A 23,530-nucleotide genomic window follows, 5' to 3' on the forward strand; every position below is an offset into this window, starting at 1 on the left:
ATCGAACCCGACACGCTTGTGACGTGGCGGAGTGAACAAGGCGGATAGCCCTGAGGTTTGCGCGATTACGCAGAGGGTCACAGTTAAAACGCGGCGCATTGTACACCGCTAACCCCCTGCTGCCAGACCCCGCTGGATCAGCGTGGCGCTTGCCGGGATTGCGTGGGTCCGCCTCGAGACACTCGGGCGGCTGCAAAAATTGAGTCAGGCCTTTGCAGGCCATCGACGGGGACGAGCGAAAAACCGCCCCACGGAGAGAAGTGAAGATCAATCTCGGCGTTCATTGCGCCTCCTTCTTGTTATGCACCTGCACGACAGGCATGAGGCGCATCTCACCCTGCAAACGAGGCTGAAACAAGCGCGCCAGAGCCCTGCGCGGGGCCTTTGCAGCCGGGCCTCGGCAGGTTTTCCTTACAGCGTCGGCAAGGACGTGAATTCACTGGGATTTACCGGGGTTTCCGTAAATTTTTCTTTACAACGCGTAACGCAGATTTTCCATTTCGGAAAATTCTGTAGGACGTCTGCAAATTGACGGTAGCTAGCTTGCTAATGAAAGTGGCCGCTTAGTTTTTTGTTTTCAAATAAGAAAAACGCCGCTTAAAAACAGAATAAAAAGTTTATTTAAATTTTAAATAAATAATTTTTTGCATTACAAAACACCCTGAACTAGGTTCTTCACGTCTTGCCGGCCACCTCGACCGGCCAGTCATAACCGTGAACGTCATCTAGGAGATCGACCATGCAAGCACTGGAAAAAGACCTGGACACCGAACTGCAACTGGACGAATGGTTTGAAGCGCCAACCCATGAGGCCGCCGTGGAAATGATGCAAGCCGACGCGGTGGTTCCGTTCGGCACGGCGATGTGGCCTCTGTAAAACATCCCCGGGCAGGCACGATCCGGCCGGTCGTGCCTGCCGCTTTCTCACGGTCAGTCAGGGAGGACTCATGGATAAGCCCCGCGCGATCTCGCATTTCCTTTACTACCTCGAACATCACCCTGCCCTTGCCGGTCTCGACTCGGCGAAGGTACTGCTCGGCCACACCACCGATTACGAAGCCCTGACCGGCGCCATCGCCGAACAGGCCGGCGATCATCCCCGCTTCACCTTCAGCGCCAGACGCCTGGACCTGGAAAGCACCGCAACGCTGACGGCGGCGATTGCCGACAGCGATCTGTACATTTTCTTCTACGACTCTTCCACGCTGCCCAACCCGCGCCCCGACGGCCCGGAGTTCGTGCGCGCCCTGCAAGGCGTGATGGCGGAAAACTGGAAGAAGTCGCTGTTGTTCAAAGATTACGGCGACTATTTCTACGACACCTTCAGCGTGACGCCGCAGCGTATCGCCGGGCTCAACAGTCACTTGATCCAGCGCATGTCCCAAGCGACCACGCTGAGTTTCAAGGACGACCACGGCTCATGGTTTGAAACGCCGCTGAGCAGCATCAAGAAGTGGACCGACATCAACGGCGTCGGCAACTTCGACCTGGCCCCCGGCGAAATCGCCACCCACAGCGAAGCCATCAACGGCCATGTGAAATTCAAGGGCACGTTCCTCAGCACCATCCCGTTTGCGCGCAAGTACGGCGTGCTGGAGTCGCCACTGGAACTGTGGATCGAGAACTCGACCATCAGCCGCATCGCCACAGATGTGCCGGGGCTGGAGCATGACTTCAACAAGTACCTGGACGCCAATCCGTCGAACCGGCGCATTGAGGAATTGGGGATTGGTACCAATGAAGGGGTGAAGGATCTGTATGCGCGCAATGCCGGTTTCGAGGAGCGCCATTGCGGCCTGCACCTGGGCCTCGGCGGTGGCGCCAAGGGCAGTCATCATTTGGACCTGATTTTCTCCGGCGGGGTGTTGGCGCTGGATGACAAGCCGGTGTTTGACGGACGCTTTGTGTTTTAGGCGACTGACGCCTTCGTGAGCAGGCGCGCTCCCACAGGGATTTGTGTTTGACGCAATTCCAGTGTGGGAGCGAGCCTGCTCGCGAAGAGGCCGAATCAGTCGCTACACAACTTCTGCCAGACAAAAAAAAACGCCAACCCTGCGGTTGGCGTTTTTCATTCAGGCACTAAACCCGATCACTCAGGCTTCTTGCGACCGAAGCCTGGACGCTGACCAGAACCGGCCGGTGCGCCACGGCGCTTGCCCGATGGCTTGTCGCCGTCGACCAATTTGATCCCCGGACGCTTCGGTGCTGGCTTGGCCGGACGCTTGTTGGTGGTGTCCGCAGGACGATCCGCCACTGGCGTACCGCGACCGGCCGGCGCACGACCTTCCCCACGCTCGGTGCGACCGTTGGCCGGACGCGGTGCGCGCTCGCCGTCACGGGCCACTGGCTTGCGACCCGGACGCTCGCCTTCGATCTGCGGCTCACGGCTCGGACGCGGACCGGTCGGCGCGCCAGCGGCGGGACGCAGGGTGCGCACGCGCTCGGTCTTGGCCATCGGCCGCGACGATTTACGCTGCATACGCTCCAGCTTGTCCTTGCTCTTGGCGTTGAGTTGCGGCATCGCCACCGGCGTCAAGCCGACTTCAGCGCTGAGCACGTCGACTTCGTACTGGCTCATTTCGCGCCAGCGGCCCATCGGCAGGTCGGAGTTGAGGAATACCGGACCGAAGCGCACGCGCTTCAGACGGCTGACCACCAGCCCTTGGGATTCCCACAGACGACGAACCTCACGGTTACGGCCTTCCATCACTACGCAGTGATACCAGTGGTTGAAGCCTTCGCCGCCCGGCGCCTGCTGAATGTCGGTGAAACGCGCCGGGCCGTCTTCCAGTACTACGCCGGCCTTCAGGCGCTCGATCATCTCGTCGTCGACTTCACCGCGGACACGCACGGCGTACTCACGGTCCATCTCGTAGGACGGATGCATCAGACGGTTGGCCAGCTCACCATCGGTGGTGAACATCAGCAGACCGGTGGTGTTGATGTCGAGACGACCGATGTTGATCCAGCGGCCTTCTTTCGGACGCGGCAGCTTGTCGAACACGGTCGGACGGCCTTCCGGGTCGTCACGGGTGCAGATCTCGCCATCAGGCTTGTTGTACATGATCACGCGGCGGACCGACTCGGCCGCCTCTTCGCGCTTGATCACCTTGCCATCGATGGTGATGGCGTCGTGCATGTCGACGCGCAGGCCGAGGGTGGCGTCTTTGCCATTGACCTTGATCCGGCCCTGGCTGATCCAGGCTTCGACGTCACGGCGCGAGCCGACGCCGATACGGGCGAGGACTTTCTGCAGTTTTTCGCCTGCCGGGCCGATTTCCTGGTCGTCTTTCTGATTGATGTCACTCATCTGGGCACCTCCCGGTGTGGTCTGTTCAGGCGGCGCCTGAAGCATTGAAATCTGATTTTCGGGCGAAGGGATCGCCGAAGGGTCGCGAATCATACGCGGATGTGCGCCATCGCGCATCAGAGACTAGCTGATCGATCGCCAGTTATTTCTTTTTCCGCCGACCGGCGCCACCGAGTTTGATCAGGCGCAGCGCGGCTTCCGCCAGCACTGTGCGCTTGTCATCCTTGTCGAGTTTCTTCCAGGCGCGGATTTCGCGCTTGTTGCGGCCACAGCCGAGGCAGATGTCGTCGGTGAATTTGCAGAGGCTGATGCAGGGGTCTTTGGTGGAACTCATCAGCATCTCCTGGCTGAACGTAGATCCAAATGTGGGAGCGAGCCTGCTCGCGAAAGGGTCCTGTCAGTCGACATCAACGCTGTCTGACACGCCGCATTCGCGAGCAGGCTCGCTCCCACAGTTGTTCGTTATCAGTCCTCGAACTCGCGGCGTTCGGCTTCGATGGCTTCCGCCAGCGCACGGGCCTCGGCTTCTTCTTCGCTCAGCTCGGGTTCAGGTGCTGGCGCCGGTTGTTCGAGAGCAGCGACGGCAGCGAGAAGTTTTTCCCGGGCCTCGGCAACGCCAAGAATGTCTTCTTCCGGTTCGGCTTCAGGCTCGGCCTCAAGTTCAACTTCAATCGCCGGCTCGACGGTCTCGACTTCCGGCTCAGCCGTCGACGCCTCCCCGTCCGCCGCATCGCGCAACAAATCATCGAAGTCGGTCTTGATCCCCTCCTCCATGCTGTCCAGTTCCAGCAGCAAGCTGTGGAAGCTGGTTTCTTCCTTCGGCTCTTCCGGCTCGGCGCTGGCGTCGGCCTGTTCCTGCAGGCCCTGCGGCACCGGTGCGTCGTCGAAATCGAGGACGGGCTCGGTTTCCATCTCGCGCAGTTCGGCCAGCGGCGGCAGGTCTTCGAGGTTCTTCAGATTGAAGTGATCGAGAAACGCCTTGGTGGTGGCGAACATCGCCGGTTTGCCCGGCACGTCGCGGTACCCGACGATGCGGATCCACTCGCGCTCGATCAACGTTTTGACGATGTTGGTGTTGACCGCCACACCCCGCACGTCTTCGATCTCGCCCCGGGTAATCGGCTGGCGATAGGCGATCAGCGCCATGGTTTCCAGCAGCGCACGGGAATAGCGCTGTGGCCGCTCTTCCCACAAACGCCCGACCCACGGCGAAAACTTCTCGCGGATCTGCAAGCGGTAGCCGGAGGCGACTTCCTTGAGCTCGAACGCGCGGCCCTCGCAGGACTTGGCCAGCAGGCTCAGGGCTTTCTTGAAGACCGGCGGTTCCGGGCGCTCACCTTCTTCGAACAGTTCGTAGAGGCGTTCAAGCGATTGCGGTTTTCCCGAGGCCAACAGAAAGGCTTCAAGCAGGGGCGCCAGCTCGCGGGGTTCAGTCAGGTTCATGTTTCGACTCGTTATTCGGCTCGGGCTCGCACGTGGATCGCGGCGAACGGCTCATTCTGCACCAGCTCGACCAAGGATTCCTTGACCAGTTCAAGGATCGCCATAAAGGTCACCACCACACCGAGGCGACCTTCTTCGGCGGTGAACAGCTCGACGAACGGCACAAACCCGCCGCCCTTGAGCCGTTCCAGCACATCGCTCATGCGTTCGCGGGTCGACAGTGCCTCGCGGCTGACCTGATGGCTCTCGAACATGTCGCCACGGCGCAGCACTTCGGCCATGGACATCAGAATTTCTTCCAGCGCGACATCCGGCAACAGCTTGCGCGCCCGGGCTTCCGGGGCGTCGAGCTTGGGCACCACAACATCGCGGCCGACCCGGCTCAGGCCATCAATGCCTTCGGCGGCAGCCTTGAAGCGCTCGTATTCCTGCAAGCGGCGGATCAGTTCGGCGCGCGGGTCGTCCTCTTCGTCTTCGACGGTTTCGGCCCGTGGCAGGAGCATCCGCGATTTGATCTCGGCCAGCATCGCGGCCATCACCAGGTACTCGGCGGCCAGCTCCAGGCGCACCGACTGCATCAACTCGACATAGCCCATGTACTGACGGGTGATTTCCGCCACCGGGATGTCGAGAATGTTGATGTTCTGTTTGCGGATCAGGTACAGCAGCAGGTCAAGCGGGCCTTCGAAGGCTTCGAGAAACACTTCCAGCGCATCCGGCGGGATGTACAGGTCCAGCGGCATTTCCGTGACAGCCTGGCCATAGACCATGGCAAACGGCAGTTCCTGCTGGGCGCCGGCCTGGGGATCGACAACGGTTTCCACTGCGGACATTCAGGCCTCGACCATGAACGGCGCGGGGTCGCCGCAACCGACGCGGATCACTTCCGGGTCGTCGCCGGTCAGGTCAATCACGGTGGACGCCTTGATCCCGCCAAAACCGCCGTCGATGATCAGATCCACCTGGTGCTCAAGCAATTGACGCATTTCGTACGGATCGCTCAGCGGATCTTCATCGCCGGGCATGATCAGGGTCACGCTCATCAGCGGCTCGCCGAGTTCGGCCAGCAACGCCAGGGCAATCGGATGGCTCGGCACCCGCAGGCCGATGGTGCGTTTCTTCGGATGCAGCAGCAAACGCGGCACTTCGCGGGTGGCGTTGAGGATAAAGGTGTAAGGCCCCGGCAGATGCGCCTTGAGAATGCGGAAGGTGCCGGTGTCGATCTTGGCATAGTTGCCCAGTTGCGACAGGTCGCTGCAGATCAGCGCGAAGTTGTGCTTCTCGTCGAGCTGGCGCAGACGGCGCACGCGCTCGATCGCGGTCTTGTCGCCGATCTGGCAACCGATGGCGTAGGAAGAATCTGTGGGATAAATCACCACCCCGCCCTTGCGGATGATCTCGACCGCCTGTTTGATCAGGCGCGCTTGCGGGTTTTCCGGATGGATCTGGAAAAATTGACTCACGTTTTCTACCTGTTCAGACGGCGGCAATAACTGTGTCATGTTTGAACCGACACCACAGGGGTGGAAGGTCCTCGGGAACCGGCCGGTACTGGCCAATCTCCGACCAGCCTCCAGGGCCATGGAAATCACTGCCGGCGCTGACCAGCAGACCGAACTCGCGGGCAAGGATCGCCAGGCTGCCGACCTGTTCTGCGGGCTGATGGCCATTGACCACTTCGATTGCATGCCCGCCCGCTTGAATATAGTCGGCAATCAGCTTTCGGCGCTTGCTGCGGGTGAAATCGTAGTGCCACGGATGCGCCAGACTGACCCACGCCCCGGCGGCACGCAGGGTACCGACGGTGTCTTCCAGCGTCGGCCAGTGCTGCTTGACGTCACCGAGCTTGCCGGCGCCAAGCCATTTGCGGAACGCCTCGGCGCGATCCTTGACAAAACCTTCACGTACCATCCAGTCGGCGAAATGCGGACGGGCCGGCGCGTTGCCGCTGTCGCCCAGTTCCTGCTGGATCTGCCGGGCACCGTCGAGGGCGCCGGGCATACCTTTGAGGCCGAGCTTGCGGCTTATTTCTTCCGACCGCAGCCAGCGGCCATCGTGCAATTTGGCGATGGCCTCGACCAGTGGCGCGGCGTTGACGTCGAAACCGTAACCCAGCACATGGATGGTCGCCCCGCCCCAAGTGCAGGACAGTTCGACGCCGTTGACCAACTGCATGCCCAGTTCTTCGGCAGCGCTGCGCGCTTCGGCGAGGCCTTCGAGGGTGTCATGATCGGTCAACGCCAGGACTCGCACGCCGTTTTCAAACGCACGCGCAACCAGAACCGCCGGCGCCAGGGCGCCATCGGAGGCCGTGCTGTGGCAGTGCAAATCAACATTCACGGGGAGTTGTAACCTCAAATCAGCTGGCGCTATCGCGCGCCCATATGTTTGTTATTATGCCGCCACATCCAGCTTCTGGCTCTCACTGTGAAACAATTCATCGATTTCATCCCGCTTCTGCTGTTTTTCATCGTTTACAAACTGGATCCACGGGTCGTCGACATCGCCGGCCATGAGGTGACTGTAGGCGGTATTTACAGCGCCACGGCGATGCTGATCATCAGCTCACTGGTAGTCTACGGCGCGCTGTTCATCAAGCAACGCAAGCTGGAAAAAAGCCAATGGCTGACCCTGATCGCCTGCCTGGTGTTCGGCAGCCTGACCCTGGCCTTCCACAGCGAGACTTTCCTCAAGTGGAAAGCCCCGGTGGTCAACTGGCTGTTCGCCCTGGCCTTCATCGGCAGCCACTTCATCGGTGACCGCCTGCTGATCAAACGCATCATGGGCCACGCGCTGACCCTGCCGGATCCGGTCTGGACCCGCCTGAACATCGCCTGGATCGCCTTTTTCCTGTTCTGCGGCGCTGCCAACCTGTTCGTGGCATTCACCTTCCAGAGCATCTGGGTCGACTTCAAGGTGTTCGGCAGCCTGGGCATGACCGTGCTGTTCCTGGTCGGTCAGGGTATCTACCTGTCCCGCCATCTGCACGACGCCGATACCACAACGCCAAAAACCGAGGACTGACATGCTCTACGCTATCATTGCCACCGACGTCGCCAACTCGCTCGAAGCCCGCCTCGCCGCGCGCCCGGCCCACCTCGAACGCCTGCAAGTGCTCAAGGGCGAAGGCCGCATCGTGCTGGCCGGCCCGCACCCGGCGGTCGACAGCAATGATCCGGGCGCGGCGGGTTTCACCGGCAGCCTGATCGTCGCCGAATTCGACTCCCTGAGCGCCGCCCAGGCCTGGGCCGACGCCGATCCGTACATCGCTGCCGGCGTGTACGCCAATGTGATCGTCAAGCCGTTCAAGCAAGTCCTGCCGTAAAGAGGCAACCTTGTGGCGAGGGAGCTTGCTCCCGCTGGGTCGCGCAGCGGCCCCGCTTTTCAAAGGCAATGGGACTGCTGCGCAGTCCAGCGGGAGCAAGCTCCCTCGCCACAGTTTCAACAGGTGCCTTATCTCTGCATTGCCCCCGGCACTGAACCTTCCCGCTTCTCACCGCTCTCAATCGCTCATTATTCTCGTTTGCCTGCCGACAACCTGCCCAATATCCATTTGCTAGCAGGAATCGCAATGCGCAAAGGTCCGTTGTGTCTGATGTGGGTCACGTTGACGATCATGGCGCCCGCCCATGGTGAAGAAACCACCGAAAGCGGCAGCTCCACGCCATTGTCGTTAAGTGCCGGCAGCCAGATTACCGAGTTGCAGCAGCGCCTGAAGGCCAGCGAGCAGCAGCGGGAAGAATTGAGCAAACAACTGCAAAATGCCGACAACACCCGCGAAAGCGCCCAGCTTGCCCGGTTGCGCCAGGAGAATCAGCGCCTGAAGCTGCAACTCAAGGAAGCCCAGGCAAGTCCCTTGCCGCGTTTGCTGACCGAACAGCAGCAATGGTTCGTTACGGGCGCCGGGGTAGCGCTATTGGCGCTGCTGTGCGGTATCTTTGCCAGTGGAGCAAGCCGAAAACGTCGGCAATGGCTAAATTGAGTGAGTCATGAGCGAGCTGTTACTGATTGATGATGACCAGGAGTTGTGTGAACTCCTGAGTAGCTGGCTGAGCCAGGAAGGCTTCCTGGTGCGTGCCTGCCACGATGGCCAGAGCGCGCGCAGGGCGTTGGCCGAATCGGCCCCGGCGGCGGTGGTGCTGGACGTGATGCTGCCCGATGGCAGCGGTCTGGAACTGCTCAAGCAATTGCGCAGCGAGCACGCAGAGCTGCCGGTGCTGATGCTTTCGGCCCGGGGCGAACCGCTGGATCGCATTCTTGGTCTGGAGCTGGGCGCCGACGATTACCTGGCCAAACCCTGCGATCCGCGTGAACTCACCGCACGTCTGCGCGCCGTGCTGCGCCGCAGTCACCCGGCCGCCGTATCCACCCAGCTCGAACTCGGCGACCTGAGCTTCAGCCCGGTGCGCGGCGTGGTCAGCATCGACGAGAAAGAACTGACCCTCACCATGTCCGAAAGCCGTTTGCTCGAAGCCCTGCTCAAGCAGCCCGGCGAACCGCTGGACAAACAGGAACTGGCGCAACTGGCCCTCGGCCGCAAGCTGACCCTGTACGACCGCAGCCTCGACATGCACGTCAGCAACCTGCGCAAAAAGATCGGCCCCCACCCCGACGGCCGCCCTCGGATCGTCGCCCTGCGCAGCCGTGGTTATTACTACAGCCTCTGAAGACACCTCGCTCCCTGTAGGAGCTGCGGCACGCTGCGATCTTTTGATCTTCAAAAACAAAGATCGCAGGCTTCGGCAGCTCCTACAGGGGATATGTGTAAGGCTGGAAACGAAGCGTCTTTACCCAAGCTTTACGCAGCGCTGACCGCCGCTGACCTTGATCTCCGTAATCTGTACTCATCCGGAACGTACCGGGAACGAGACAAGGAGATACACCATGCGCAAGACTCTTATCGCTCTGATGTTCGCTGCCGCTCTGCCCACCGTCGCCATGGCCATGCCACAGGATGGTGGCCCGATGGGTGGCCCGCTCGACGGCCCACGCCACGGCGGTCAGATGCACGGCGAACACGGCAAAGGCCCCTACAGCCAACTCGATCTGACCCGCGAACAGCGCGATCAGATCCGCAAGATCATGGGCGAGCAAATGCACGAGCGTCGCCAGGTGGTCGAGAAGTACCTGGAAAAACTCTCGCCGGCAGACCAGAAAGCCATGAAAGACGAGATGGCGGCCAACCACAAGAAAGCCGAAGCTGACGTACGCAACCTGCTGAAACCGGATCAACAGAAGAAATTCGACGAGATCCAGAAGAAACAGGCTGAACGCCGCGCCGAATGGGCCGAGTTCAAGGCGTGGAAAGCGCAACAGCCGCAAAAGGCGCAATAATGTTCTAATCACAGGCCCGACGGCTTACCCGGTCGGGCCTGTTTACATCCGCCCTCTGTAGGAGCTGCGGCACGCTGCGATCTTTTGATTTTGCTTCTGAAAAATAAGATCAAAAGATCGCAGCGTGCCGCAGCTCCTACAGGGGTTAAGCGTTTGATTGAGGATTTTCTGTGCGTTCATTGTTCTGGCGTATTCTCGCGAGCTTCTGGCTGGCCATCGCCCTGGTCGCAGGGCTGTCGATCCTGCTCGGGCACATGCTCAATCAGGACGCGTGGATCCTCAGCCGCCACCCGGGCCTCAACACGCTGGCCGCCGAATGGACGCAAACCTACGAAGCCCAGGGCGAAGACGCCGCGCAGGAAATCCTTCAACAGCGCAAACGCCAGTACCACATTGACGTCCAGGTGCTGAACGAAAGCGGCGACCCGGTGGTGCGTGGCACCTTCCCGCGTCGCGCCGCCGCCTTCGAAGCCAGACAGAACAACGATGACCGACGTCTGCCCTGGCGCCGCCTGACCGACGAATTCACCAGCGAAAAAACCGGCGACACCTACCTGTTCATCTTCCGCATCCCGCACCCGGAGCTCGATGCGTGGCACCGTGAAAGCCTGCTCTGGCCGCTGAGTGCGCTGGGTATCGCGCTGGTGGTACTGACCCTGTTCAGCCTGCTGGTGACCTTCTCCATCACTCGCCCGCTCAGCCGTTTGCGCGGTGCGGTGCATGATCTGGGGCAGACCACCTATCAACAGAACAGCCTGGCGAAACTGGCCAACCGTCGCGACGAATTCGGCGTGCTGGCCAACGACTTCAACCGCATGGGTGCGCGCCTGCAAAGCCTGATCGGCAGTCAGCGCCAGTTGCTGCGCGATGTGTCCCACGAGCTGCGTTCACCTCTGGCACGACTACGCATCGCGCTGGCGCTGGCGGAACGGGCCAATCCTGAAGAACGGGAAAAACTCTGGCCACGCCTGACTCGCGAGTGCGATCGGCTGGAAGCGTTGATCAGCGAAATTCTGGTGCTGGCGCGGGTCGATGCCGACAACGCCAGTGCTGAAGAAGTAGACCTGAATGCGCTGCTCGGCACCCTGCAGAAAGACGCGCAACTTGGCTCTCCGGAGCAGACAGTGCGCCTGGATGCGGAACCGCAACTGAGCATGACCGGATGGCCGACCATGATCGAGCGCGCCGTCGACAACCTGTTGCGCAACGCCCAACGCTTCAACCCGGTGGGCCAGGCCATCGAGATGCAGGCTACGCGTCAGGGCGAGCGGATTGTCGTGAGCGTGCGTGATCATGGGCCGGGCGTGCAGGCCGAGCACCTGAGCCAGTTGGGCGAACCGTTTTACCGGGCGCCGGGGCAAACGGCGGCGGGACATGGCCTGGGCCTGGCAATTGCCAGGCGGGCGGCGGAGCGGCATGGCGGGAGTCTGACCCTGGCCAATCATCCCGAGGGCGGGTTTATTGCCAGTCTGGAATTGCCGTTGGTGCCAGGCGCTATTGTCCAGCCTTAAAAGCCCCTCACCCCAGCCCTCTCCCGGAGGGAGAGGGAGCCGACCGAGGTGTTATGCGAATTGCATCGACCTGGCAAGCCGTGTCGACTATGGATTCAGCGAAGATCGCTCCGGTCGGCGCATCTCTGGAGTATTCCCCAATCAGTCCCCTCTCCCTCCGGGAGAGGGTTAGGGTGAGGGGCTTTTGATCTTCAAGCCTTGGACGGCCAGGCGCTGACGAACTCGGCAAGATCAACCTTCTCGGCCACACGCGGCTCCTTCTGCGGCGTGCCGAGATACAGGAAGGCAATCACCTGCTCGCCTTCAGCCAGGCCCAGCCCCTTGGCCACGTGCGCCGAATAGGCCAGATCACCGGTACGCCACACCGCACCAATCCCCTGCGCATAGGCTGCCAGCAGAATCCCGTGCGCCGCACACCCCGCCGCCAGCAACTGCTCGGCCTTCGGATACTTGACGTGTTCCTGCAGTTTCGCGATCACCACGACCACCAGCGGCGCCCGCAGCGGGCCGTTGCGCGCCTTGTCGATCATCGCTTCAGTGACTTCACCTTCCTGCATCTGCGCCGCTTCGGCCAGCAACTCGCCCATTTGCTCGCGCGCCGCCCCTTCGACGGTGAGGAAACGATACGGCTGCAGATGGCCGTGATCCGGCGCACGCAGGGCTGCACCGAACAGCGCTTCGCGCTGCTGCGCGGTGGGGGCCGGTTCGACCAGGCGTGGAACGGAAACACGGTTGAGCAACGCGTCGAGAGCCTGCATCGGCCACCTCCTGAGAAAAATGTGCGGCTATTCTAGCTTCATCTGCCAACGGGATGCCGGTTTACATGCCCTGCCTCACGGGTAGAATGGCGCCCTTCCCACTTCAGCCCGAGCGGACTTCATGGCGTTGCCGACCTTACGGATCATTGGTTTCATCATCGGCATCTTCCTGATCACCCTGGCCGTCGCCATGGTCGTGCCCATGGCCACCCTGGTGATTTTCGAGCGTACCAGTGACCTGCCGTCGTTCCTCTGGGCGAGCATGATCACCTTCCTCGCCGGCCTTGCACTGGTGATTCCCGGACGCCCGGAACACATTCATCTGCGCCCGCGTGACATGTACCTGTTGACGGTCAGCAGCTGGCTGGTGGTGTGTATTTTCGCCGCGCTGCCATTCCTGCTGACTCAGCACATCAGCTACACCGACTCGTTCTTTGAAAGCATGTCCGGCATCACCGCCACCGGCTCGACCGTGCTCAGCGGGCTCGACAACATGTCGCCGGGAATCCTGATGTGGCGCTCGCTGCTGCACTGGCTCGGCGGTATCGGCTTCATCGGCATGGCGGTGGCGATTCTGCCGTTGCTGCGCATCGGTGGCATGCGTCTGTTCCAGACCGAATCGTCCGACCGTTCGGAAAAGGTCATGCCGCGTTCGCACATGGTGGCGCGCCTGATTGTCGCGGCGTACGTCGGTATCACCATCCTCGGCAGCCTGGCGTTCTGGTGGGCCGGGATGAGCCCGTTCGATGCGATCAACCACGCGATGTCGGCGATCTCCACCGGCGGTTTCTCGACCTCCGACCAGTCATTGGCGAAGTGGACACAACCAGCGGTGCACTGGGTCGCGGTGGTGATCATGATTCTCGGTAGCCTGCCGTTCACCCTGTATGTGGCGACCATGCGCGGCAACCGTAAGGCGTTGATCAAGGATCAGCAGGTGCAGGGCCTGCTCGGCATGTTGCTGGTGACCTGGCTGGTGCTCGGCACCTGGTATTGGTGGACCACCAAGCTGCACTGGCTGGAGGCGCTGCGGCACGTGGCGCTGAACGTGACCTCGGTGGTCACCACCACCGGTTTCGCCCTCGGCGACTACAGCCTGTGGGGCAACTTTTCGCTGATGCTGTTTTTCTATCTGGGCTTTGTCGGCGGCTGCTCTGGTTCGACCGCGGGCGGGATCAAGATCTTCCGTTTCCAGGTCGCCTACATCCTGCTCAAGGCCAACCTTAACCAGCTGATTCACCCGCGCGCGGTGATCAAGCAGAAGTACAACGGCCACCGTCTCGACGAAGAGATCGTGCGCTCGATTCTGACCTTTTCGTTCTTCTTCGCCATCACCATCTGCGTGATCGCCCTGCTGCTGTCGCTGCTCGGCGTCGACTGGATGACTGCGCTGACCGGCGCTGCCAGCACCGTGTCCGGCGTCGGCCCGGGCCTGGGCGAGACCATCGGCCCGGCGGGCAACTTTGCCACCTTGCCGGATGCCGCGAAGTGGATCCTGTCGTTCGGCATGCTGCTCGGCCGACTGGAGATCATTACGGTGTTTGTGCTGTGTATTCCGGCCTTTTGGCGTCACTGACCGGCGCCTGCAACAGCCGCGCCCGGTAATCGCCGGGCGTGGTGTCAAACCAGCGACGGAACGCGCGGAAGAAGTTGCTCGGATCGGCAAACCCCAGCAGATACGCAATCTCCAGCAGGGTCATGCTCGGCTGGGCCAGGTATTGCTCGGCGAGTTCGCGGCGGGTGTCGTCGAGCAACTGCTGAAAACTCGTGCCCTCCTCCTGCAACCGCCGCTGCAAGGTGCGCTGCGACAGATGCAGGGTCTGCGCCACCGTATCGCGCTTGGGTTCGCCCTGCGGCAACAAGCGACACAGCACCTGCCGAGCCTTGTGGGTCACGCGGCTTTCGGAAAACCGCGCCAGGTACTCCCCGGCAAACCGGTCGTGCAGCAGCGCCATGGCTTCGTTGGCGGTGGGCAGCGGTGCTTCCATGTCGGCCCGTTCGAAAATCAACGCATCGTACGGCGCGTTGAACATCAGCGGCGCATGGAAGGCTTGCCTGTAAGGTTGCAGGTCGGCGGGCTCGTCGCCCTGAAACAGCACTTTGACCGGATGCAGGGTACGCCCGGTCAACCAGCTGCACAGGCCCAACGCACAGGCCAGCGAGGCTTCGGCGCTCTGTCGGGTCGGTGGCAGGTGATCGCCATGCACCGTCAGAATCAGCGCGTAGCCTTCTTCGAGCAGGCGAAAACTCAGGTCGGCACTTTCGGCAATGATCCGCTGATAACGCACCAGGCGTTGAAAGCCTTCGGCCAGGGTGTTGCTCGACATCAAGGCGTAGCCGGCAACGTGGAATGAGGCCGGACGCACCACTTTGCCCATGTTCAAGCCGATCGCCGGGTTGCCGGACAGCTCGACCGCCCGTTGCCAGAGTCGGGTCATGGAATCTTGCGGGAAACGCGCATCCGGATCATCGAGGGCCGCGTAATCGAGCCCCAGTTGCTTGAACAGTACCCGGCAATCCAGGCCGTCCATCTCCAATGCTTTGACAATCCCCATCGCCCAGCTTGCAGAAGTCGTTCGTTCGCTCATGGCGTTATTCTTTTACATGATGGATCACATGTTGCGACCCGATTAGCGAAGGATACTAAAGTGGCGCCCATTGTCACTGGCTGATACCAGTGTTCACTCTAGACTCAAATAGGCTACCCGCCGAACAACTTGCCGTCAGAACAATAACCACAGAGATCGCAGTCGTGGAAAACATCAAGCCATTCAACAGCTTCGCCGAGTTCTATCCGTATTACCTCAGCGAACACACCAACAGTACCTGCCGCCGATTGCATTTTATCGGCACCACGCTGGTGATTTTCATTCTGGCCATGACCCTCGCCAAGGGCGCCTGGCTACTGTTGCTGGCCCTGCCGCTGGCCGGTTACAGCTTTGCCTGGGTCGGGCACTTCTTCTTTGAGAAGAACCGTCCGGCGACTTTCCAGCATCCGCTGTACAGCCTGCTCGGCGATTTCGTCATGTACCGCGACATGATCCTCGGCCGCGTGGCGTTCTGAAACCCGACACACCAGGAGGCTTGCCGATGAACGCCAATGCCCGCTTCACCCACATGCAGGATGGCACGCAGGAAGACTGGGCGATCATCGCCGCCGACTTCAGCGCCTACGCCCGGCAATTGCCGTCGCGGATCGTCGCGCATCTGAAGTTGCTGGAAGGTGATTTCGGCGGCTTCCCGGTAGATCGCCTGACCCACTCGCTGCAAACCGCGACCCGCGCCTATCGCGATGGCCGTGACGAGGAATACGTGGTCTGTGCGCTGCTGCATGACATCGGCGACACCCTGGGCTCTTACAACCACCCGGACATCGCGGCGGCGATTCTCAAACCGTTCGTCAGCGCCGAAAATCTGTGGATGGTCGAGAAGCACGGGATCTTTCAGGGTTACTACTTCTTCCATCATCTGGGCATGGATCGGCACCTGCGCGAGCAATTCGCCGCGCATCCGCAGTATCAGGCGACGGCGGAATTCTGCGCCAAATACGATGCGGCGGCGTTCGACCCGGCGTATGACAGCCTGCCGCTGAGTTTCTTCGAGCCGATGATGGAACGGCTGTTTGCGCAGCCCAAGCATTCGATCTACAAGGCGGCGATGGAAGAACACGCCCCCGCCTGAGAACACCACAACTCAACATGTGGGAGCGAGCCTGCTCGCGAAGGCGTCGTGTCAGGCGACACTGCTTTGCCTGATGTAACGCTTTCGCGAGCAGGCTCGCTCCCACAGGGGATCTGTGTCGTTCAGGCGATCTCGGCGACCTTGGCCGCCTTGAGCTGCGCCTCCCGCGCCTGCGCATCCGCCAGGCGATACAGCTCGATCGTGCCATCCCAATGCTCGATCAACGCCGTGCACGACTCCACCCAGTCGCCGCAATTGAGGTAATCCACCTCACCGACCTTGCGGATCTCGGCATGGTGAATATGCCCGCAGACCACGCCGTGCAATTCGCGTTTCACACATTCGTGGGCGATCGCTTCTTCGAAGTCGCTGATGAAGCTCACCGCCGTCTTCACCTTGTGTTTCAGGTACGCCGACAACGACCAGTAGCCGTAGCCATAACGGGCACGCCAGTGATTGAGCCAGCGGTTGAGGGTCAGGGTAAATTCGTAGGCCGAGTCGCCGAGAAAGGCCAGCCAGCGGTGATAGCGGGTGATCACGTCAAACTGATCGCCGTGAATCACCAGCAGGTGCCGGCCATCCGCTGTGACATGCACGGCCTCATCGACCAACTGGATGTTGCCGAGGATCAGCTTCGAATAACGGCGCAGGAATTCGTCGTGGTTGCCGGTGACGTAGATCACCTCGGTGCCGCGCTTGCTCATGGTCAGCAGGCGGCGGATCACGTTGGTGTGCGCCTGTGGCCAGTACATGCCGCCGCGCAGCTTCCAGCCGTCGATGATGTCACCGACCAGGTAGATCTTGTCGGCGTGATAGCCCTTGAGAAATTGCGACAAGTGCTCGGCCTGGCAATCCCGCGTGCCCAGGTGCACGTCGGAAATCCACAAGGTGCGCACCCGTTGTTTACGGCTGGGTCTGGCGAGCTCGGCGCTGGTCATGGGCAACCCTCTGCGATGTTTTCGCCACTGTGCACGCGCCGGGTGAATCGACCATGACAGGCAGGCGTCAGTCGTGTGACAGCGCGCAAGCCCGTTGCCCCGGTGTAGACTGGCGCTCACTTCGGAGACCTCTGCCATGCGCCCGATCCTGACTCTGCGCCAATACACCCACGACCTGATCGTCCACAGCCACGACCACGCGCAACTGGTGTTCGGTCTGTCCGGCGCGCTGGATTTCGAAGTCGAGGGTCAGGGCAGCCAGGTGCGTCAGCAGAGTTTCGTGGTCGTCCCCGGCGGCGCGCATCATGCCTGCGGTAGCCCCGATGGCAGCCGTTGTCTGGTGCTGGACGTACCCGACGGGCCATGGCTGAACGATTCGCTGGGCGAGCACGCCGACGCCAGTCAGCGCTTGCTCGACCAGCCCGCGCGGTTGTCCCTTGATGCCGGGCAAAGCCAGTTGGTCAACTGGCTGGCGCACAGCCCGGTCACGGATCCGCTGATCGCCCAGCAAGGCGCGGTGTTGCTGCTCGCCAGCCTGAATCACGCCAGACCTGCCGAACATTCGGCGCGGCGCCTGCCCTACGCAGCGCTGGATGCGCACATCGAACAATACGCCGCCTACCCGCTGCAAGTGGCCGATCTGGCGCAGATCGCCGGGCTGTCCAGCGCCCGCCTGCACGCACGGTTCATGGCGGAATGCGGGCAGACGCCGATGGACTACATTCGCAGCCGGCGGCTGCACAAGGCGGTTTGCCTGCTGCGCGACACGGCGCTGCCCATCGGCGAAATCGCCTGCCGGGTCGGCTACAGTTCGCAAAGTGCGTTCGCGGCGGCGGTATTGCGGGAGTTTGGCGCATCACCGGGCCAGTTGCGCCGCGATTCCTGCGACAAAAAACGCTAGTTCGCCGACAGACTTCTGAGCCGCAACACGTTTCAATGTTTGCCCATGCTCCCTGTAGGAGCTGCCGAAGGCTGCGATCTTTTGACTTTGACTTTTCAAGATCAAAAGCAAGATCAAAAGATCGCAGCCTGCGGCAGCTCCTCCATTTGAAACCGTGTTCGGATTAAGGATTGCAATGACTCCGCGTACCGCCCTCGGCGCCCTGCATATCGGCGCTCTGATGTTCGGCCTGACCGGTGTGTTCGGCAAACTCGCGGCCGCCTCACCGGCGGTTATCGTCTTCGGACGTGCGGCGTTTGCCGTGCTCGCCCTGGCCTTTTTCGCCCGCTTCGCCAGCCAGCACGGCTGGCAGAAACTGCAGGCGGTCGATTGGCGCCGTCTGGCACTCAGCGGCGTGTTGCTGGCCGGGCACTGGGTGAGTTTTTTCATCGCGGTGAAAGTCGCCGGGGTGGCGATTGCGACCTTGGGCTTCGCGAGTTTCCCGGCGTTCACGGTGATTCTTGAAGGGCTGATTTTCCGCGAACGCATCCGCGCCAATGAAATTGTGCTGGTGGTGCTGGTCAGCGTGGGTCTTGTGCTTGTAACTCCGGCGTTCGATCTGGCCAGCGGCGCCACCACCGGATTGCTCTGGGCGGTGCTGTCGGGCTTGCTGTTCGCCCTGCTATCGCTGACCAACCGTGCCAGCTCCGGACGTATCCCGGCGGTGCAGGCGGCGCTGTGTCAAAACGTGGTGGTGGCGCTGTGTCTGCTGCCGGTCGCGGCCCCGCAACTGAGCGAAGTACACGCGATGGACTGGCTGTGGATCAGCCTGCTCGGGGTGTTCTGCACCGGCGTTGCGCACAGCCTGTTTGTCGCCAGCCTCGCGGTGATCAAGGCGCGCACCGCCGCCGTGGTGTTCGCCATGGAGCCGGTTTACGGCATCACCGTCGCCTGGCTGCTGTTCGATGAAAACCCGACTGTGCGCATGCTGGTCGGCGGCGCGCTGATCATCGTCGCCATCGTGGTCTCCGCGCGGATGTCAGGCAGCGCCGACAAGAAAACCGTCGCGGCCGAAGCCGCGTCTCACTGAGTGCGGTCGTTGTGGCCGAGGTCGCGCTCAGGGTCGATCTGATCGCGGACCCGCTGCTTGAGCACCTTGGCCTCGGGAAAACCACCGTCGGCCTTGCGCTCCCAGATCTGCACATCGTCGCAGCTGATGTGAAATACCCCGCCGGTGCCCGGCACCAGAGACACCTTGCCGAGGTCGTCGCCGAAGGTGCTGAGCAGTTCCTGCGCCAGCCACGCGGCGCGCAGCAGCCACTGGCATTGGGTGCAATACGTGATGACGATTTCCGGTTTTGCAGCAGACATGTTCGCTGAAACTCCTGAGACAGAGGGCGCCGCTATAATAGCCGGCTTTATCGCTTGCCCCGAGACTCACCATGCGCCGTTTGCTGTTCTGCCTGCTGCTTGGCTTGCTGCCGTTATTTGTGAATGCCACCGAAGCCACCCGCCCGAAAGTCGGCCTGGTGCTGTCCGGCGGTGCTGCCCGTGGCCTGGCGCACATTGGCGTGCTCAAGGCCCTTGAGGAGCAAGGCATCAAGATCGATGCGATTGCCGGCACCAGCATGGGTGCAGTGGTCGGTGGCCTGTATGCCTCGGGCTACAAGATCGATGAGCTGGAAAAACTCGCGTTGAACATCGACTGGCAACAGGCGCTGTCCGACGCCCCGCCCCGGGAAGACGTGCCGTTTCGCCGCAAACAGGACGACCGCGACTTTCTGGTGAAACAGCAACTGAGTTTCCGCGATGACGGCAGCCTCGGCCTGCCGCTGGGGGTGATTCAGGGCCAGAACCTGGCGCTGATGCTGGAAAGCCTGCTGGCGCATACCAGCGACACCCGCGACTTCGACAAACTGCCGATCCCGTTCCGCGCCGTCGCCACCGACATCGCCAACGGCGAAAAAGTGGTGTTCCGCAAAGGTCACTTGCCGCAGGTGATCCGCGCCAGCATGTCGATCCCGGCGGTGTTCGCCCCGGTCGAACTGGACGGCCGGCTGCTGGTGGACGGCGGCATGACCGATAACATCCCGCTCGACGTCGCGCGGGAAATGGGGGTCGACGTGGCAATCGTGGTCGACATCGGCACGCCACTGCGCAACCGCAAGCAACTCGCCACCGTGGTCGATGTGCTGAACCAGTCGATCACCCTGATGACCCGGCGCAACTCCGAAGAACAACTGGCCGCCCTCAAACCCGGCGACGTGCTGATCCAGCCAGCGCTGGCGGCGTTCGGCGTCACCGACTTCGGCAAGGCCCAGGAGATGATCGACGCCGGTTACCGCGCCACGCGGATTCTCGACGCCCGCCTCGCTCAGCTCAAACCTCACGAATCTCAAGACGCCGAACTCAATGCGGCTCGCGCCCCGGGCCAGCGCACGCCGATCATCACCGCGATCAAGGTCGAGAACAATTCGAAAGTCGGTGACGACGTGATCCGCTACTACATCCGCCAGCCCATCGGTGAGCCATTGGATCTCGGTCGACTGCATTCGGACATGGGCACGCTGTACGGCCTCGATTACTTTGAACAGGTGCAGTACCGCGTGGTGCACAAAGGCCAGGATCACACGCTGGTGATCAGCGCCCGAGGCAAACGCAGCGGTACCGATTACCTGCGGGTCGGCCTGAACCTGTCGGACGACATGCGCGGCGACAGCGCTTTCAACCTCGGCGCCAGCTATCGCATCAACGGCATCAACCGTCTCGGCGCGGAATGGCTGACCCGGGCGCAGATCGGCGACAAACAGGAGTTGTACACCGAGTTCTATCAACCGCTGGATGTCGGCTCGCGCTACTTCATCGCGCCCTCACTGGTGTTCCAGGCGCAGAACGTCGACGCAGTGCTCGACAACGATCCGATCGCCCAATACCGGGTCGAACGCTACGGTATGGCCCTGAATGTCGGACGGCAGATCGGCAACAACGGCGAAGTGCGTTTCGGCGTCGGCGAAGCCTGGGGCAAGGCCGACGTGCGCATTGGAGATCAGGACCTGCCGAGCGAACACTTCAATGAGGGCTTCTACTCGCTGAAATATTCGTTCGACTCGCTGGACAACGTTTACTACCCCCACGACGGCAAAGACATCAGCCTGACCTTGCTGCAATTCGAACCAAGCCTGGGTTCGGACACGCGTTACCGCCAGTGGGAGTTCAAGCTGGACAAAGCCATGAGTCGCGGTCCGGATACGCTGATTCTCGGTGGCCGCTATGGACGTACGCTGGATGACACCAACGTGGTGACCTCAAGTTTCCTGCTCGGCGGCGCACGGCAGTTGTCGGGTTTTCGCGAAGACTCGATCTCCGGGCAAAACGTCAGCCTGATGCGCGCGGTGTATTACCGCCGGTTGACCCCGCGCTCCTACCTGCCACTGGACTTCCCGTTGTATGCCGGCGCCTCGCTGGAACGAGGCCGGGCGTGGAACAACGACAATGAATTCGACAGTGGCTACATCAATGCCGCCAGTGTGTTCATCGGTTTCGATACGCCGCTGGGACCGTTGAATTTCACCTATGGCTTGAATGATGCGAATGAGCAGGCGGTTTATCTGAACCTGGGGCAGACGTTCTGATCATCAGGTGGATTGATTTTGTCTGCCCTGACGCCTTCGCGAGCAAGCTCGCGCCCACATTGGAACGCATTCCAACTGTGGGAGCGAGCTTGCTCGCGAAGGCGATAGTCCAGTCACCGCACAATTGCGCTGATTCAACCGTCAGCGAATACCCGCGAGTAACGTCCGCGCCGTTTGCTTGAGGGGCTCGTCCCCTTCCTTGAGCAACTCATTGAGCAAGGCAATGGCGCTGTCGATATCCCCGTCATCAATACAGGTTTGCGCCTGTTCAAGCTTCACCGAAGCGACAGCAGGTTCCGGCTCCTGCAGTGTCAGTGGCTCCAGCGCCAGTGATGGCGGCGGGTCGCCAAATTCATTGAGAAAGTCATCATCCAGTGGCTGTGCGTCGGGTTCGGGAATCCACTCCAGCTCCGTCTCGTCACTCGCGGCGACTTCGGGCAACTCGAAGTCCACCGGCAGCACTTCAAGGCTCGGGTCCGACGCGGGGGCGCCTGCGGATGGCTGATCTGCGACCGTCCGACTGTCCTCAAGATCCCAACTTGAAGCCATCGACAGCTCACCCAGGTTCAATTCGAAATTGTCCTCAGGCGCCGGTGGTGCGGGCGCAATCGGTGCTGCAGCGATGACAGGCAACACCGGTGTGATCGCTGCAACACGGGTGAGCTTTGGATGACGCGCCCGAATCGCCTCCAGTTCCAGAGGATCGACTCCTGCCCCGCGCAATTGGTTTTCCTGCTGCTCATAAGCGGCACTGTCGCCCTGACGCCCCAACACTTCAAGCAATTGCACGCCCAGATCGGTGCGCTCCGGCTCTTTGTCCAAGGCATCGCGCAACAGCCCGACGGCCTCGTTCAGGCGTCCGTAGGCCAGGTAAATTCCCACCGCCTCCAGCACATCCCCCGCCGCCGGTTCTTCACGATGCTCGGGTGTTGCACCGAGGCCGATCGAGGTCGCAGTGGGTCTGTCGTCCAGATCCGGCTCGTGACCGGTCGGGGCAAGCGCCAGCGGCACTGCCTTCTCGGCCAGTTGACGGCGACGGCGCACGAACAGCCCACCCACCAGCAAACCCAACAACAGCAACAAGCCACCGAACAGCGGCCAGTTGAGATCATTGCCCTCGACTGGCGGCGCGGCGGGTGCTGGCGCTGGGGTTGGCGGCGTAACCACCGGTGCCGGAGGCTTTTGCACTTCGATCAACCGCGCTTGCAGATCACTGACCTGTTTTTTACTGTCGGCAATCTGCACATCCTGCGCCTGCAGTTTGACGTTGAGTTCGTCCACCGTCTTTTGCAGTTGCTGATTGAGCAATACGCTGGCCGCCAATTGCTCCGCGAGGGCATCGCTGGCGGGTGAAGCCGCCGCTGGAGATGCCGGCGCCGAGGACGGTGCATCGCGTTTGCCCTGGGCTGCCTGAGGTGCCGCGGTGGCAGGCTCGACGGCGGGAAATTCAGAGGATTGCGGATGGGGATCGGGTTCATCCGTGGCCGGTACGATACTGGACGATCCAGGCGGATCGATCAGCACCGTGTACTCGCGCAGCAGGCGGCCATTGGGCTGATCGAGCTGCAGCAGAAAATTCAGAAAGGGTTCTTTGACCGGCTTGCGCGAGGTCACCCGGATCATCTGCCGATTGCCATGCAGGATCGGGGTGAACTTGAGGTCATTGAGGAAGAACACCCGTTCCACCCCGGCCCGGCCGAATTCATCTGCCGTGGCCAGGCTGGCCGAGAGATCGCTGGCACTCAGGCCAGCGGCATCCACCAGCGCAATGTCGGCCTTGAATGGCTGATTGAGACCCGAGTGAACCGTGATATCCCCCAGGCCCAGTGCCATCGACCAGGTCGAATAGCTGAATACGCCAGCGACCAGCAGCCATTTGGCGCCACTGCGCAGTACCACGTGCCGACTTGCGTGCATGAGCATCCCTTAGATAAGCAAAACCGGTTTCTATGCGTTCGCACATCCGGTACGAACACGATATTGCCCAGTAGTTCTTATAGTCTGCTCAGCGCGATCTCTCAAAAAACCGGCACGCGGTTATGC

25 protein-coding genes are annotated in these 23,530 nt (G+C 61.4%); 14 read left to right on the forward strand and 11 right to left on the reverse strand.

Features of this window, described 5'->3' with window-relative positions; translation table 11 throughout:
• Nucleotides 1-739 precede the first annotated feature (739 nt).
• Together ACM6HV_RS01970 and ACM6HV_RS01975 are read left to right on the forward strand one after the other, a co-directional pair.
• On the forward strand, nucleotides 740-877 hold the full coding sequence (locus ACM6HV_RS01970) for a hypothetical protein (RefSeq protein ID WP_003222780.1): 138 nt from the start codon (nucleotides 740-742) through the stop codon (nucleotides 875-877).
• Nucleotides 878-947: 70 nt separating this feature from the next.
• Nucleotides 948-1,913 (forward strand): leucyl aminopeptidase, encoded by a 966-nt coding sequence (locus tag ACM6HV_RS01975; protein WP_414903236.1) that lies wholly within the window; start codon nucleotides 948-950, stop codon nucleotides 1,911-1,913.
• A 176-nt stretch (nucleotides 1,914-2,089) separates the two neighbouring features.
• Here the strand turns inward: ACM6HV_RS01975 and rluB are convergent, their stop codons facing one another.
• The 6 genes from rluB to ACM6HV_RS02005 all read right to left on the reverse strand — a co-directional run bounded on the left by rluB (nucleotide 2,090) and on the right by ACM6HV_RS02005 (nucleotide 7,093).
• Entirely contained in the window at nucleotides 2,090-3,310 is a 1,221-nt protein-coding gene (rluB, locus tag ACM6HV_RS01980) for a 23S rRNA pseudouridine(2605) synthase RluB (protein ID WP_003222775.1), read from the reverse strand.
• A gap of 142 nt (nucleotides 3,311-3,452) precedes the next feature.
• Nucleotides 3,453-3,644: a DUF1289 domain-containing protein gene (locus tag ACM6HV_RS01985; protein ID WP_145593102.1), complete on the reverse strand. Its 192-nt coding sequence runs from the start codon at nucleotides 3,642-3,644 to the stop codon at nucleotides 3,453-3,455.
• 131 nt (nucleotides 3,645-3,775) lie between these two features.
• Nucleotides 3,776-4,753 carry an SMC-Scp complex subunit ScpB gene (scpB, locus tag ACM6HV_RS01990; protein WP_414903238.1) on the reverse strand — a complete coding sequence of 326 codons (978 nt, stop codon included), beginning with the start codon at nucleotides 4,751-4,753 and terminating at the stop codon, nucleotides 3,776-3,778.
• Nucleotides 4,754-4,764: 11 nt separating this feature from the next.
• Complete coding sequence (locus tag ACM6HV_RS01995; RefSeq protein WP_171061841.1) at nucleotides 4,765-5,463, reverse strand: segregation and condensation protein A; 699 nt, start codon at nucleotides 5,461-5,463, stop codon at nucleotides 4,765-4,767.
• A 123-nt stretch (nucleotides 5,464-5,586) separates the two neighbouring features.
• On the reverse strand, nucleotides 5,587-6,216 hold the full coding sequence (locus tag ACM6HV_RS02000; RefSeq protein WP_007966016.1) for an L-threonylcarbamoyladenylate synthase: 630 nt from the start codon (nucleotides 6,214-6,216) through the stop codon (nucleotides 5,587-5,589).
• Nucleotides 6,217-6,229: 13 nt separating this feature from the next.
• Nucleotides 6,230-7,093: a PHP domain-containing protein gene (locus ACM6HV_RS02005; RefSeq protein ID WP_145593104.1), complete on the reverse strand. Its 864-nt coding sequence runs from the start codon at nucleotides 7,091-7,093 to the stop codon at nucleotides 6,230-6,232.
• An 87-nt stretch (nucleotides 7,094-7,180) separates the two neighbouring features.
• Between ACM6HV_RS02005 and ACM6HV_RS02010 the strand changes: the two genes are divergently transcribed.
• From ACM6HV_RS02010 to ACM6HV_RS02035, 6 genes are all read left to right on the forward strand, one after another.
• Nucleotides 7,181-7,777: a septation protein A gene (locus tag ACM6HV_RS02010; RefSeq protein WP_027613975.1), complete on the forward strand. Its 597-nt coding sequence runs from the start codon at nucleotides 7,181-7,183 to the stop codon at nucleotides 7,775-7,777.
• Nucleotide 7,778: 1 nt separating this feature from the next.
• Entirely contained in the window at nucleotides 7,779-8,078 is a 300-nt protein-coding gene (locus ACM6HV_RS02015) for a YciI family protein (RefSeq protein WP_007966019.1), read from the forward strand.
• Between the two features lie 246 nt (nucleotides 8,079-8,324).
• Nucleotides 8,325-8,735: a translation initiation factor 2 gene (locus ACM6HV_RS02020; protein WP_041073068.1), complete on the forward strand. Its 411-nt coding sequence runs from the start codon at nucleotides 8,325-8,327 to the stop codon at nucleotides 8,733-8,735.
• 7 nt (nucleotides 8,736-8,742) lie between these two features.
• Nucleotides 8,743-9,420 carry a response regulator transcription factor gene (locus ACM6HV_RS02025; RefSeq protein ID WP_414903242.1) on the forward strand — a complete coding sequence of 226 codons (678 nt, stop codon included), beginning with the start codon at nucleotides 8,743-8,745 and terminating at the stop codon, nucleotides 9,418-9,420.
• Nucleotides 9,421-9,637: 217 nt separating this feature from the next.
• Nucleotides 9,638-10,087: a Spy/CpxP family protein refolding chaperone gene (locus ACM6HV_RS02030; RefSeq protein ID WP_041073072.1), complete on the forward strand. Its 450-nt coding sequence runs from the start codon at nucleotides 9,638-9,640 to the stop codon at nucleotides 10,085-10,087.
• A gap of 170 nt (nucleotides 10,088-10,257) precedes the next feature.
• Complete coding sequence (locus ACM6HV_RS02035) at nucleotides 10,258-11,598, forward strand: ATP-binding protein (RefSeq protein WP_414903245.1); 1,341 nt, start codon at nucleotides 10,258-10,260, stop codon at nucleotides 11,596-11,598.
• Between the two features lie 191 nt (nucleotides 11,599-11,789).
• Here the strand turns inward: ACM6HV_RS02035 and ACM6HV_RS02040 are convergent, their stop codons facing one another.
• Nucleotides 11,790-12,356: a nitroreductase family protein gene (locus ACM6HV_RS02040; RefSeq protein WP_414903247.1), complete on the reverse strand. Its 567-nt coding sequence runs from the start codon at nucleotides 12,354-12,356 to the stop codon at nucleotides 11,790-11,792.
• Nucleotides 12,357-12,477: 121 nt separating this feature from the next.
• On the opposite strand from ACM6HV_RS02040, the gene ACM6HV_RS02045 reads away from it, so the two are divergent.
• The gene (locus ACM6HV_RS02045; RefSeq protein ID WP_145593107.1) at nucleotides 12,478-13,932 is read left to right on the forward strand and encodes a TrkH family potassium uptake protein; all 1,455 of its coding nucleotides are present in this window, start codon (nucleotides 12,478-12,480) and stop codon (nucleotides 13,930-13,932) included.
• Here ACM6HV_RS02045 and ACM6HV_RS02050 read toward each other — a convergent pair.
• On the reverse strand, nucleotides 13,889-14,944 hold the full coding sequence (locus ACM6HV_RS02050; RefSeq protein ID WP_217325479.1) for an AraC family transcriptional regulator: 1,056 nt from the start codon (nucleotides 14,942-14,944) through the stop codon (nucleotides 13,889-13,891). The two genes, ACM6HV_RS02045 and ACM6HV_RS02050, sit on opposite strands and share 44 nt — an antisense overlap.
• A 164-nt stretch (nucleotides 14,945-15,108) precedes the next feature.
• Here ACM6HV_RS02050 and ACM6HV_RS02055 point away from each other — a divergent pair, with 164 nt between their 5' ends.
• Entirely contained in the window at nucleotides 15,109-15,420 is a 312-nt protein-coding gene (locus tag ACM6HV_RS02055; protein ID WP_145593108.1) for a DUF962 domain-containing protein, read from the forward strand.
• Nucleotides 15,421-15,446: 26 nt separating this feature from the next.
• Nucleotides 15,447-16,037: an HD domain-containing protein gene (locus ACM6HV_RS02060; protein WP_414903250.1), complete on the forward strand. Its 591-nt coding sequence runs from the start codon at nucleotides 15,447-15,449 to the stop codon at nucleotides 16,035-16,037.
• A gap of 122 nt (nucleotides 16,038-16,159) precedes the next feature.
• Here ACM6HV_RS02060 and ACM6HV_RS02065 read toward each other — a convergent pair whose 3' ends face one another.
• A complete protein-coding gene (locus ACM6HV_RS02065; RefSeq protein WP_041073087.1) occupies nucleotides 16,160-16,975 on the reverse strand; it encodes a UDP-2,3-diacylglucosamine diphosphatase in 816 nt (271 codons plus the stop codon).
• A gap of 136 nt (nucleotides 16,976-17,111) precedes the next feature.
• Between ACM6HV_RS02065 and ACM6HV_RS02070 the strand changes: the two genes are divergently transcribed.
• Complete coding sequence (locus ACM6HV_RS02070; protein ID WP_041073089.1) at nucleotides 17,112-17,876, forward strand: helix-turn-helix transcriptional regulator; 765 nt, start codon at nucleotides 17,112-17,114, stop codon at nucleotides 17,874-17,876.
• A gap of 175 nt (nucleotides 17,877-18,051) precedes the next feature.
• Nucleotides 18,052-18,945, forward strand: a complete 894-nt coding sequence (locus tag ACM6HV_RS02075) for a DMT family transporter (protein WP_414903253.1) — start codon at nucleotides 18,052-18,054, stop codon at nucleotides 18,943-18,945.
• Here ACM6HV_RS02075 and ACM6HV_RS02080 read toward each other — a convergent pair.
• Complete coding sequence (locus ACM6HV_RS02080) at nucleotides 18,939-19,226, reverse strand: SelT/SelW/SelH family protein (RefSeq protein ID WP_027613985.1); 288 nt, start codon at nucleotides 19,224-19,226, stop codon at nucleotides 18,939-18,941. The two genes, ACM6HV_RS02075 and ACM6HV_RS02080, sit on opposite strands and share 7 nt — an antisense overlap.
• A gap of 71 nt (nucleotides 19,227-19,297) precedes the next feature.
• Here ACM6HV_RS02080 and ACM6HV_RS02085 point away from each other — a divergent pair, with 71 nt between their 5' ends.
• On the forward strand, nucleotides 19,298-21,487 hold the full coding sequence (locus ACM6HV_RS02085; protein ID WP_414903255.1) for a patatin-like phospholipase family protein: 2,190 nt from the start codon (nucleotides 19,298-19,300) through the stop codon (nucleotides 21,485-21,487).
• 141 nt (nucleotides 21,488-21,628) lie between these two features.
• On the opposite strand, the gene ACM6HV_RS02090 is transcribed toward ACM6HV_RS02085, so the two are convergent.
• Nucleotides 21,629-23,404: a FimV/HubP family polar landmark protein gene (locus ACM6HV_RS02090; RefSeq protein ID WP_414903257.1), complete on the reverse strand. Its 1,776-nt coding sequence runs from the start codon at nucleotides 23,402-23,404 to the stop codon at nucleotides 21,629-21,631.
• Between the last annotated feature and the right edge of the window lie 126 nt (nucleotides 23,405-23,530).

Source organism: Pseudomonas sp. IT-P260 (assembly GCF_949768395.1).
GTDB classification, from domain to species: Bacteria; Pseudomonadota; Gammaproteobacteria; order Pseudomonadales; family Pseudomonadaceae; genus Aquipseudomonas; species Aquipseudomonas parakoreensis.